Here is an 11,592-nt window from a genome sequence, read left to right on the forward strand (position 1 = left end):
TTGGCGATTCTGAGACAAATCTCGCTTAGCCAAGCAAATTGATCCCTCACTGCATGGCAGTTCACTACCCATACTCTATTGATGAGTGCTCATTTTTTGCCTTATAGCTATTCCAATAAAGAATGAGACATTATCCAGCACAATAATTGCGAATCACCTCATCAATAGAACTGTTTGACCCTGCATACATCCGCGCTCGCTTCAGCGCACTAAAGTCGTGCTCAATCACATTCAAATCACAAACCCTACCGCATTCAAATATCTGCAAAACAGCATTGGGGCGATGAAGTCTTTCTGGTGTCTATACCGTCCTGCTACTAATACCAATTCAATTTGAAGATAGGGTTAATAAAGGCTGTGTAATGAATGACCAGCCCGTCAAAGAACGAATCACCCCCGCCGTCAGTTGTGACAATACAGCTTGCAGCTTTTGACGCAGGGCTTCTAGGGTCTCGAAGGACTGCCATGCTCATGCTGCTCGCAGATGTTGCCACAACCGCTCAATGGGATTGACCTCGGGGGCAAACACAGGCACGACATTGCGCACAATGCGATGCACCGTCGGGTAGGCGACCTCAAGCTGATGCTCCTGTCGCAGCCACTGCACAATCGCCTTGTAACTGTCAAACCCGCTGGGGTCTTGTAGGCGTTCCTGCAACTGTGCCATCACTGCTGGGGGGATGATGCGGGCGGCTCCGGGGAGCGTCTTGACTGCCAATAACTGCTTAGGAGGCAACCCATACCTAGGGCGAATCGAACAAATACACTCTGGCGTAATCACTTCCCCTGCCGCCTCTTTAATAGCTTGTTTTACCCACTACCTGTGGTCTCTTTCAAGGTCTAGAGTGGTGCAATGCAAACCACCTAGCATTGTGTAGCAATGACGCATTCTGACAGGAATAACAGTAAACCTTTTGGTTTCGAGGGCTTTAATTAGAGGGAGTTGCTGGTCATGAACCAAGACTGTATCAGGAGCGATGGAAAACACATTCAATCCTGCCCAAGGAGAACTCATGGTATTTAAATGAGAAATAACACCCATGGATAATAATTCTTCATATATAGGAAGGCGCACCTCATTATGAAAGGAGACTTCAGTTTCAGGCACGGGTACAACCTCTGTAAAGTATATTTTTTCCCACTTAGTAAATACTTCAGGACATGTAGACTCTTTTACTCTGAAACCATTTAAGAGAACCACTCCTTCACAAAGAGGTAATATAGTTGAATCTAAGTGAGAGGATCGATAGGTATACGTCAAATGAACTTTATACTCATTACCTAACACATCAGCAAGCCATTTGGCTCCTTTATGATTTCCAGTCGAAGAAACTAAGTATAAGATATCTTTTCCGAGTCTAATTATGTTAGCAGCATCAAAAATAATTTCATCCTCAGACAGGCGGTGAAATGTTTCATTTATTCCACCGCTTAGCTGCTGGTGTACTTGATCTTCCACGCTTTCTAGATCAGTTAAAGGACGTTGCAATAGCTGACGATATCCCCCTCTTAACTTTGGTGGTGGTGCAAATATCCATCTAAATCCTTCGTCAAAACAATACTTGTAGAGTAGGTCTTGAAAGGCATAAAACTCAAATAATCTAAATCTAGATGATGGAGCGCTGACAATTAAAGTATTTCCAAAAACAATGTGAATGTCTCTAACATTATATATATCAAAACCAGATGCCGACCAATTCGGAGTGCTAAAGGTGTGGTATTCTTCATGCCATGAAGGACGTAAAACCAGAGCTCCAGCTTCTCGTAGAATACTACACAATACCTCTAAATCTTCAGCTACTTCATCTAAATACCATTGGGGGTAGGCTTTACGGGCAATAGTTTCAGCCTTTGTCAAAAGCTCAAATGATCTTGAACCATCTATAACTTCTAATCCCGGAGAGAAATTTTCAACTGTGCCAACGACGACTGTCCTAAGTTTATCCCATTCATTATTAGATTTTATTTTCATTGCTAATTCACTCCTTTACACCAAAGAAAGTATATCTCAACTCGCTCCCTTCTTCACGAAAGGAGTAGTCATAGTAATCTAGATACACAGGCCTAAACAAGGAAAATTTCTTCGCCATTTCTTCTTTATCTCTCACAAAGTTAAGGTAAAGATCATAGTCTAAACGGTCAGTCTTAAATTGGACATGCCACAAACCGTCCCCAACATAAGTTGCGTGATTTCTATAGTAGTGCGCCCATCCATTCATAGAAGCATAAATTTTGGAACCAACTTTCATATTGTTATAAAGACACCTAATTGCTAAATCAAAATCTGTATTCGACAAAAAGTCTAAGGTCTGAATCGATATAACTATATCAAAGTTACCTCCAAAGAAAATTTGCTCTGGATTAGGTTCAGGATCAATAACAGCAAAGTGGGAAGCAATATGTGGCATTCTGCTACGAGCAACGGCAATATCGTTAGCCGCAATATCAACTCCGAAACAATCAAATCCTAAATTATCGAAAAAGGCCAAGGCAGCACCTTGTCCACAACCAAAATCTAGTAAACGTTCATGTCCTGAGCCGTCAATACCGTAGTCAAACTTCAGGATTCTGCCATAAAACCTAAAAATAAAGCTCTCTACGTTTGGAGCGTTGTAAGTTCCTGACCAATAACGAGCATTTGTTTGAAGATAGTCGTTCATCGATATTTCCTCTTGAGAATTATTTATGCTCTTAAGATTTAAACAGTTGGCTGAAGTTAGTCAATTATATCCCAAGATAGAGGAGTGCCTGCTTCCATCGTAACTTTGGCTTTTCTTCCGATTACTTGGTCGTAGAACTCAGGTAGTAATCCCCCTGAAGGTCGTATAATACGGACGTTTTCATGCGTAAATGTTTCTCCGCTTTTAATAGATTTCACAACATAGATCGAGGGACGTTCTTTCAGTGAAGTTTTTTCTGATGATAACGGCTCATAACAGACTTTGCCTAAACTTTCCCAAACCATCTCCGTACCTAGTCGAAGCTGGTGCAATTCTGCGGGCTCAATTGAAAAACTTGAGTCCACTCCTCTTTCAGAACGGGATAAAGTAAAGTGCTTTTCAATCATCACTGCTCCATGAGCAACGGCAGCAAACGCAGCATAAGGACTCAAAGTGTGATCAGATAATCCTACATAACAATTATAGCGACTTCTCAAGTCTGGTATTGTTAAGATGTTAGCATCTTTTTCAGTTGAAGGATAGGCACTAGTGCATTTTAGTAGAATAAAGTTTTCACAGCCTCTTTTTCTGATTGTTTCTACAGCTTTTTGTATTTCATCTAATGTTGCCATGCCAATAGAAAGGAGCAATGGTTTACCGCAACAGGATGCTTCTGACAGTAGAGGGATGTGAATAAGCTCAAATGATGCAATTTTTATAGCATCGACTCCGATAGATAGGAGAAATTCTAATGAAGAAATATCGAATATAGTACTGATGCAAGCCAAACCTTTATTGCGAGCAAATTTAAATAACTCCTCCTGCCATTCCCAAGGCATGTAAGCCTCAGAGTATAAATCCCAGAGATACTTACCAAACCATGGACTCTCAGAATCATCTATAAGAAACTCATGACGTTTGCTATCAATAGTTAAAGTATCAGGTGTAAAAGTTTGTAACTTTATAGCATCTGCACCATTTTTAGCCGCAGCATCGACAATAGCAAATGCTCTATCTATATTACCATGATGATTACCAGACATTTCGGCAATAATTAAGGGACGATAACTTTGTCCAATAATTTTAGAACCGATTGAAATAGATGTGTTCATACTATTACTTCAAATTTTTATGGATTTACTTGCTCATGATTAACTGTAGCATATGGCTTACTCGGCTAGCCCCTAGATGATCGCATACCGGATTGTGGTTGATCTTAAAACCTGAATAATTTTTTATAGCCTTTAACAAGAAGTCACATATAATATGAGAAGTTACCTTATTGTAATGACCCAAGTAGTTAATAAGGTTTTGTTTAAGTAAGCACATAACAGAGAGAATTTGATTTTCAGCTGTTGTTGTAATTAAACAAATTTTTTGCATAAATAAACCTTCTATCATAGAGTTGCCTCCCGAAGTTAAAAAAATATCAGCATTCTTAAGCAGGCTTGCTAAGCTCTCGGGAGCATAATGAATTTTTACTTCATCTAAGTCCTTACTGATTTTTTTAATTGTTTTTAGCTGTGAATTGAAACAACCAACTACTACATCAGTACTAACTTCTTGTTTAAAGCTAGGATGACTTTTCATTAGTAACTTTATTGATTTTAGCACTTTAATTGTCTCTCCTGTAGGATCACTTCCACCATAGGAAATCAGAATTTTCTTTCTATTATCTTGTACAGTACAGTCTTGATCACTATTCTTTACAGCAATAAAATGTGAATCAATTAGTGCATATCTTAAGCCTACTAATTGATGACAATTAGTTGATTTCTTTAGCAGATTTTTATCAAAAGGAATATCAATATCACTCAATACTATATCTGCATAGTGTTCTTTATTACGAAAATCATCAATCACAAGTATTTTGTATCCAGATTCAGCAACTCGTTGTTCCCACGAAATCCCCAAATTATAGCTATCTAGTACTACCCAATCAATTGACAAGTTTCTAATTGCTATTAATGTACATTCAGCATCAAGTAATTCTTTATTAAAGTTATTAGCAAATATATTACTTTTGGCCAGATTCCTATAAATGTTTCTCATACAAATATGATGAAAACCCTGTAAAAGATCGTGGCTAATTGACGAAAGAGAAACAATGTAGACACAAAAGCCATCTTCAAATAACTGTTTTGCTAAGGTTAAACAACGTCGTAAGTGTCCTAGGCCGATCTCTGAGTTAGCCTCTACCCTAATCGCAATATTACCTAATCTTCGCATATAAATAATGTTTCCTGAACAATGGTATTAGTTCTGTTTTTCAAACAGCCTAGATAAGAAAAGCCCCAGTAGAAAATGACTACCATGAATCCTGCACCACTTCGGTAGAGTACAGTACTTTATACAGAAGTTCGGCACGCTGCCAATCCTCAAGGGTATCGACATCCACAACCCGCCACTGGGGAATGACAAGACCAATACCTTGCTGATGAATACTGATGTCTGCAAGCCATGCTTCAGTTTTGCCCCAGTAGAACTGACCTGCATCATAATAAGCAGGCTCTAAATCCTGAGTACGTTCTTGCTCATACTCTGGATAAAAAGGCTCCATCTGACCAGATGGATGTCGTCGTAAAGCTCGCTGTATGGGAGAAGGAAAGATCGTCACGGGAAAAACATAGGGAGCATTAGAACTCAGTAGCATGTTTAAGGCAGCTTTGAGATCATCAGCCTGTAGCAAAGGAACAGCGGGGTAAATACAGCACACTAGTTCAGGATGACAACCCTGCTCTTGCAATACTTGAATACCATGAGCAATGACTTGTGTGGTGCCTGCATAGTCGTCAGCTAGGGAAGCTGGCCGCACAAAAGGAACCTCTGCACCCCATTGAGAAGCAATAATAGCAATCTCTGGGTCTTCAGTAGAAACAACGATGCGATCAAATAAGCAGGAGTCTTGAGCGATCGCGATCGCGTAAGCAATCATCGGCTTTCCACAGAAGTTACGGATGTTTTTACGAGGAATTCGCTTGCTTCCTCCCCGCGCAGGAATAATCGCGACTTTCATTATGTTAGGGTTGCGGTATAGTTCGTCAGTAGTTTACTGGTTCTCTTTATGAGTCATCCTGCGCTCTACAATACCGATTTTTATGCGTGGACGCAAGAGCAGTGTCAAGCTCTTGTCAATAAGGCATGGGCAGATCTGGATGGATTAAATTATGTTTTCCCCTGTCTTTATCTATAGCGATCGCTTCCTCGAACACCGCTGCCGCCAGTTTCACTTTGAGCGACCCGAACGGTTAGTGGCCATCCGTCAGCACTTAGAGGCAGCATTTCCAGCAGCAGAATGGCGTGAACCTACGCCTGTCGGAGAAGGATTAACTCCTTGGCTGGAAAAGGTACATAGTCGGGTGTATTTAGACCAATTAACGCGGATTGCAGCAGAAGGGGGCGGCTGGCTAGATCCCGATACCTACCTCAATGACCAGAGCGATCGCGTGGCGCGGTTAGCAGTACAGGCTTGGCTCGATGGTGTAGATTTGGCGGTGCAGCGGCAGCAACCGATTTTTGTTTTGGCACGCCCCCCCGGCCACCATGCGTTGCGGGAGCGGGGAATGGGCTTTTGCCTACTAGCGAATGCAGCCATTGCTGCCCATTATGCCCTCAGTCTGCCAAGGATAAGACGAGTCGCAATTCTCGATTGGGATGTCCACCACGGCAATGGTACCCAAGCACTGGTTCAAGATCATCCTCAGATTGCCTATTGTTCACTTCATGAGTTTCCTGCCTATCCCTATACGGGGGATGGGGGCGATCGCGGGCACCACAACAACGTCCTCAACTTACCCATGCCCACAGGCTCCACTGGAGCGGCCTATCGCACTGCTTTTCAAGATCAAGTCATGCCCTTTTTGCAGCAATTTGGCGCAGATGTGCTCATCATCAGTGCGGGCTACGATGCCCACCGCGATGATCCCCTTTCTAGTATTGAATTACAGGAGGCAGACTATGGCTGGATGATGCACCAGTGCTTGCAGATCACTCACTGTATTGTCATTGGCTTGGAGGGAGGGTACAACCTTAATGCCTTGGGGCGATCAGTAGTCAGTGCTGTCGAGGTAGTTGCTCGCCTCTAAAATCGTCCAGAAAATAAAGCCATTACAGACTTAATAAACTCCTTAAGCCAAAGCCTAACCAAGCCCAAATGAGTTGCATAAATTGAATGTTCAATAACTCTAGCATTAATAAACCTAGGATTAATAAAAATACGTCCCCCTTTTTGTTTTATTTGCCTGTGAAGCTCAACATGTTCACATACTTCTTCGTTATTTTCATTTGTTCCACAATATAAAACATCTAGCAAAATATGTTTCTTATAAATTGCACATCCACCAAATGCGGAATCGACTTCTATCCAATCCTTGCATTTAGATATGTTTAACATTCGGCTATATACAGCAGAGGTTAAAGCTGTATACCTACTAGAGCCGTGGTTTATTAGGAATTGGTAACTCTTCCAGCAGTCATTGGGAGACCATAAATAATGACGCAATGCCCAAATGTCATAATAGGGTCCATTTTGGCAAGCACAACAAACATCCCAATCGCTTCTCTCGAAGCAACTAGAAATAGATTCTTGGGTTAGTTGGTCACCTACTTCATCTAGATCAATAACCATGACATAGTCAATATTCTCATACTTAGGTGATTCTTTTAGCTTCTGTAGGTATAAATTTCTGCAATAAGCAAGTCGTTGTGTTCTAAGAGGTATCTTTTCCTGTAGTCTTCCTAAGCTAATAAATTCGAAATTTGAAACCAGTTGTTTTAGTTTCAATAACTCAACAATAGTGTCATCTTCACTATCCGATTCAATAATTAACCATTTTGTATCAAAAGCAGATTTTAGATTCTTTTCTAGTTTTAATACTCTTTTTAAGATACTATTTCCAACGTTACGGACTGTTCCAGTGATTAACAGGTTTATCATTGCTGATCACCTTAGTTAGAATCTTTAAAGTTTGAATTAGTTTTCTTGAGGTTATTTAATCATTAAGCATTAAGTAATGATCAGGTAAAGTTCTTGACTGCATTAGTTTCTTGATTATTAAGAATGATGCAAGGCTGATAAATCTAGTTGTTAGAAGGTGAAAAGCAAGTCTATTCAAATTTTTACGAGTAAACATATGTATACCGTTTGAGCTATAAAAGTTCATATTAAGTAAATTTGCTAATTTAGCAAGAGTTTTTGCTTGAAAAAAGCTAATATGCTGGCCTGTTTTAAATACATAATACCACCAGCTGATTGGTGGAGGTGAATCTCCGGAAAAAAGCTCAGTTGTGAAAATAATTGTTTCGGCAGAACTCATTGCAATTGTTTCCTTCATGAAAGTTAATGGATCAACCAAATGTTCCATTACTTCAATAGCTATGACAGCCTTACAACACCCTAGCTCACTAGTATATTCAAAACCGCGTGCAAATAAATTTTGGCAGTACTTATCATTCCAATAGCAATCAAAACCAATATCACGCATTAAGCGAGTTAGTATACCATATCCACCAGCAATATCTAGATACCTGCCTTCCCCTCTTTCATTAAAAAGCCAGTATAAAATTGATGCAACTTTAGGAAGTAAAGATAAATTACGGATCAGAATTCCTGTATCTGCTTTACTTATGGCTGATGAATATGCTTCACCTAACCAAAAGGGATCATCAGCTTTTAGATAGCCACATGTTTTACAGAAGTAATATTTAGCAAAATACTTATCTAATACTTGATGAGAAAAGCAAAACTCTAGGCTACTCCCACAAATAGGACATATTTTATTAAGCTGATAATATGTACTCATTTTTACAATTACTACTCCCTAAGAACTTGATTTAAAAAATAAAACGATAAAGTTTTTCCTTCAATAGCCTAATTACACTCAATGGCGAGTGTATAAACTTACCACCAAAATGCTCATTGAAGGTATACTTATCTGCTTCTACATCAACAGCCACTTCACTTGGATGTTGAATCTCTCCTATTGGAAAAACGGGCAAGTTTGCATGAATATGACCTGCAGTCTTTGTATGAGTTGCATCAGAACCAAAACCAATATTACTTACAAGATTAACATTGGGTGTTGCCGTTAACCCGCCATGATACCAGACACAGGCCGTCCATTGATAGTCCCATGTATTAATCTCACTTGAATACACTCGATTAAAAATCTTACGCCAGTATCCCTCCTCAACAGAGTTAAAGTGAAGATTTTGCCACGCTGATGATTTGCTCCACGCCGGCCAAAATGAGATGTTTACGTCGTATTTAGACCATGCCCGTTTCCACGTAGCCCAACCCCAGCAGTGATTATATTTAGAGAAATAATAGCTAGCTTTTCCACGCCACTGCCCATCCTGAAAGTTGTTTCCCGTGATAACCCAAACTCGTTCGTCTTGTTCGTAGTATTCAAGCAATTCATCACAAAACCTAAAAAAGTCAGGATGGGGCAAACAGTCATCTTCTAGAATAATCCCCTTTTCTTCGTGCTCAAAAAACCAAGTAATAGCACTACTGACCGCTACCTTGCATCCTAGGTTCTTCTCTCTAAAAAGAGTTTTAACTTCACAAGGCCAATCTACTTGCGTAACAATCTCCCTGACCTGTCTAACTTTCTCTGCTTCACCGTCATAGTTAGGTCTAGGACCATCTGCAGCTATATATAACCTTCTGGGTTTCACTTGACAAATCGCTTCAAACACTTTTGCAGTGGTTTTGGGGCGATTAAACACTACAAGTAATACCGGGCTACTTACCATAGGTCAAGATTCGTAAATTCCGAATAAATTTTAAGATAAATCGAAATAAAATCAAATCAATGTAGCTTATCACGACTGCTAAACGAAATGTCAGCCTTTGCTTTGTAAGGTCATTGACACCCCTTATATCTACTAGAGATAGACCAGAACAGATAACACTCTTAATTTGGTTTCGGTAATTCTTAGTTTCTTCTATAAGGATAAAGATTTTTTTAAGGTAATGAATATAAGTACTTGTAGTTCTTTTATCGTAATCAATAGATATATTAGTGCAAACAGTAACAACCTTCATGTAGTCAGTGTACAGCCGCTTTGTCCTTTCGTAATCTGTTGCTCCCCACGCTTCCCAGTGACACCTATTAAGAACTGTATGAACAAACCAGTTTCTATTAATGAAGAAGCAATTATATTTTAATAGTAAATCAAAAAAATAAATGACTGGAAAATAAGCATTTTCAATATTTTCATTCCACAAACTGAAGTTTATCAGTTTAGGCCTGAAGAAAAGCCCAGTTAATATAAATCCATTATGTAAATAGCGAATTGAGTTTATGGTTCCACATGGTATTAAGGTATCTCGCTCAAATGGCTTACACACTACACAATGAAGAGAACCATCTTCTAAGTATGAATATCTTGGCACAAAAAATGAACCTATTTGTACATTTGTGTTATTTTCGTAGCTAGTTAAGTTATCTATGAAATTAATTATATCAATTAAGACGTTCGGCTGTAAGTAGTCATCATCAGTTAGGATGCACGCGAAGTCAGCAGAAGATTCAAAGACCATATCACGAATATTTAGGCTCATACCTTTGTTATAAGTATTAGTCCTTATATCAACTATTTCTGGTAATATATCGACTTGCCTTCTTATTTCATCGCAGCTAAAGTTCGGAGTACAGTCATCAACGACCACAACACTTACTTTGCCAGCCAATTCAAATTGTTTAACCTGAGTTGTTATAGACTGTATCGCTCTTACTAGTGTTTCTAGTCTTTTATATGATGGAATAAGAAACTCAAGTTTTTTCCTTGGATACATGGCTACACTATAGATAAACTTACGGTTAATATTTAGAATTAAATAGCGATTTTATCCTAAAAGATAAATTAGATTTCAGCCTAAGTAGGATATTTAGAGATACTGCCGGTAAAAGCCTGATCATCTCAATAAAAAATATTGTCTTTAATGTTTTAGCGATTGCTAACGAGTCCAATTCTAACCCTAATACATCACTTACAAATTGCTTTTTCTCGTAACTGTTTTCTGGAGGTAAGCTAGAGAATAATTCTTTCTTGATTTGATGCGATATCATTGCCACTTCATCTCTTGGCTTAATCACACCCAATGGATTTTGAGGATGAGAAAAATTGTAGTAGACTGGCTCTTTACCAAGTATAAAGTATTTAACTCCTATTTCTTCACAATAAAACAACTCACTACCACCTGTTGGTGATGTTGCATAAAGAAAATTGGAGACTAAGTCATAAAACCTATCTACAAACAGCGGACTTTGTATTTCGCCTGCGCTGACTATTGGTATATTGTACTTTCTAAGCTTCTTATGGTAACCCTTTTTCACATCATGCATATACATACATATAACAAATGGTTTATAGTGATCTTCTAATGATTCCAGATTGTGGAAGTACTCATCCCAATCATAATCTATGATCTCAACTCTATCAGTAGAATGTGGATAAAAAATCAAAGTGCCTTTTGCTTTTTCCTTTAGATTATAACCAGCTATTTTTCTATAGATCACCCATGGATGTGTTATATGAACTACCTTCTTAATTTGGTATCTTTCAATGCTAATAACTCTCTGTTTATACCAAGATAGGTGGTAAGCAGCTTTATTGTTTATCTCATGTTCCTCAAACTCCCCTGAAAGTGCTGCACCATGATCTCCCTGGACCGGTATTGGTAATATATCAGGCCACTTTAACCATAAACGATAGCAACGACCAAAACTATAAAGCTCTGTAGGCCAAAATAGAGCAGGAAGTCTTGCAAAATTACTCTTAATTCTAGTATCTACTTTTTCCGAACAGATATATTCGAGATATGCATCATCAAAACCCTCGAAAGGATTTATATCCTCATAGTTTGGCCAAATTTTTTGAGGTTTGATAGGCTTCTTCATGCTTTATTTACGTTATGATAATTAAA

At 38.9% G+C, this 11,592-nt stretch carries 13 protein-coding genes and 1 pseudogene; 2 read left to right on the top strand and 12 right to left on the bottom strand.

The window, feature by feature from the left end:
* Positions 1-130: 130 nt before the first annotated feature.
* The 7 genes and pseudogenes from RHJ80_RS00650 to pseF form a co-directional block, all read right to left on the bottom strand.
* Positions 131-238 (bottom strand): annotated as a pseudogene (locus RHJ80_RS00650) (IS630 family transposase); the annotation flags it as partial.
* A 231-nt stretch (positions 239-469) separates the two neighbouring features.
* A complete protein-coding gene (locus tag RHJ80_RS00655; RefSeq protein ID WP_310801253.1) occupies positions 470-781 on the bottom strand; it encodes a helix-turn-helix domain-containing protein in 312 nt (103 codons plus the stop codon).
* Between the two features lie 36 nt (positions 782-817).
* The gene (locus RHJ80_RS00660) at positions 818-1,972 is read right to left on the bottom strand and encodes a hypothetical protein (RefSeq protein ID WP_310801254.1); all 1,155 of its coding nucleotides are present in this window, start codon (positions 1,970-1,972) and stop codon (positions 818-820) included.
* A 7-nt stretch (positions 1,973-1,979) separates the two neighbouring features.
* Complete coding sequence (locus RHJ80_RS00665) at positions 1,980-2,660, bottom strand: class I SAM-dependent methyltransferase (RefSeq protein ID WP_310801255.1); 681 nt, start codon at positions 2,658-2,660, stop codon at positions 1,980-1,982.
* A gap of 56 nt (positions 2,661-2,716) precedes the next feature.
* Positions 2,717-3,772 carry a pseudaminic acid synthase gene (gene pseI / locus RHJ80_RS00670; protein ID WP_149817230.1) on the bottom strand — a complete coding sequence of 352 codons (1,056 nt, stop codon included), beginning with the start codon at positions 3,770-3,772 and terminating at the stop codon, positions 2,717-2,719.
* A 25-nt stretch (positions 3,773-3,797) separates the two neighbouring features.
* Entirely contained in the window at positions 3,798-4,889 is a 1,092-nt protein-coding gene (pseG, locus tag RHJ80_RS00675; protein ID WP_206200627.1) for a UDP-2,4-diacetamido-2,4,6-trideoxy-beta-L-altropyranose hydrolase, read from the bottom strand.
* Positions 4,890-4,968: 79 nt separating this feature from the next.
* Positions 4,969-5,676: a pseudaminic acid cytidylyltransferase gene (gene pseF, locus RHJ80_RS00680; protein ID WP_310801256.1), complete on the bottom strand. Its 708-nt coding sequence runs from the start codon at positions 5,674-5,676 to the stop codon at positions 4,969-4,971.
* A 48-nt stretch (positions 5,677-5,724) separates the two neighbouring features.
* Here pseF and RHJ80_RS13160 point away from each other — a divergent pair, with 48 nt between their 5' ends.
* Positions 5,725-5,853 carry a DUF29 family protein gene (locus RHJ80_RS13160; RefSeq protein WP_149817236.1) on the top strand — a complete coding sequence of 43 codons (129 nt, stop codon included), beginning with the start codon at positions 5,725-5,727 and terminating at the stop codon, positions 5,851-5,853.
* Entirely contained in the window at positions 5,828-6,745 is a 918-nt protein-coding gene (locus RHJ80_RS00685; RefSeq protein ID WP_310801257.1) for a histone deacetylase, read from the top strand. The genes RHJ80_RS13160 and RHJ80_RS00685 overlap by 26 nt, the downstream gene beginning before the upstream one ends.
* Here the strand turns inward: RHJ80_RS00685 and RHJ80_RS00690 are convergent.
* From RHJ80_RS00690 to RHJ80_RS00710, 5 genes are read right to left on the bottom strand one after another with little or no spacing between them, the layout of a single operon-like run.
* Complete coding sequence (locus RHJ80_RS00690) at positions 6,742-7,596, bottom strand: hypothetical protein (RefSeq protein WP_310801258.1); 855 nt, start codon at positions 7,594-7,596, stop codon at positions 6,742-6,744. The genes RHJ80_RS00685 and RHJ80_RS00690 overlap by 4 nt on opposite strands.
* A gap of 55 nt (positions 7,597-7,651) precedes the next feature.
* On the bottom strand, positions 7,652-8,461 hold the full coding sequence (locus RHJ80_RS00695) for a class I SAM-dependent methyltransferase (protein WP_310743937.1): 810 nt from the start codon (positions 8,459-8,461) through the stop codon (positions 7,652-7,654).
* 31 nt (positions 8,462-8,492) lie between these two features.
* The gene (locus RHJ80_RS00700; RefSeq protein WP_310801259.1) at positions 8,493-9,416 is read right to left on the bottom strand and encodes a glycosyltransferase family A protein; all 924 of its coding nucleotides are present in this window, start codon (positions 9,414-9,416) and stop codon (positions 8,493-8,495) included.
* A complete protein-coding gene (locus RHJ80_RS00705; protein ID WP_310801260.1) occupies positions 9,406-10,461 on the bottom strand; it encodes a glycosyltransferase family 2 protein in 1,056 nt (351 codons plus the stop codon). Before RHJ80_RS00705 ends, RHJ80_RS00700 begins: the two co-directional genes overlap by 11 nt.
* A gap of 25 nt (positions 10,462-10,486) precedes the next feature.
* Positions 10,487-11,566: a hypothetical protein gene (locus RHJ80_RS00710; protein WP_310801261.1), complete on the bottom strand. Its 1,080-nt coding sequence runs from the start codon at positions 11,564-11,566 to the stop codon at positions 10,487-10,489.
* Between the last annotated feature and the right edge of the window lie 26 nt (positions 11,567-11,592).

The sequence above is a fragment of the Thermosynechococcus sp. QS41 genome (assembly GCF_031583515.1).
Lineage (GTDB): Bacteria > Cyanobacteriota > Cyanobacteriia > Thermosynechococcales > Thermosynechococcaceae > Thermosynechococcus.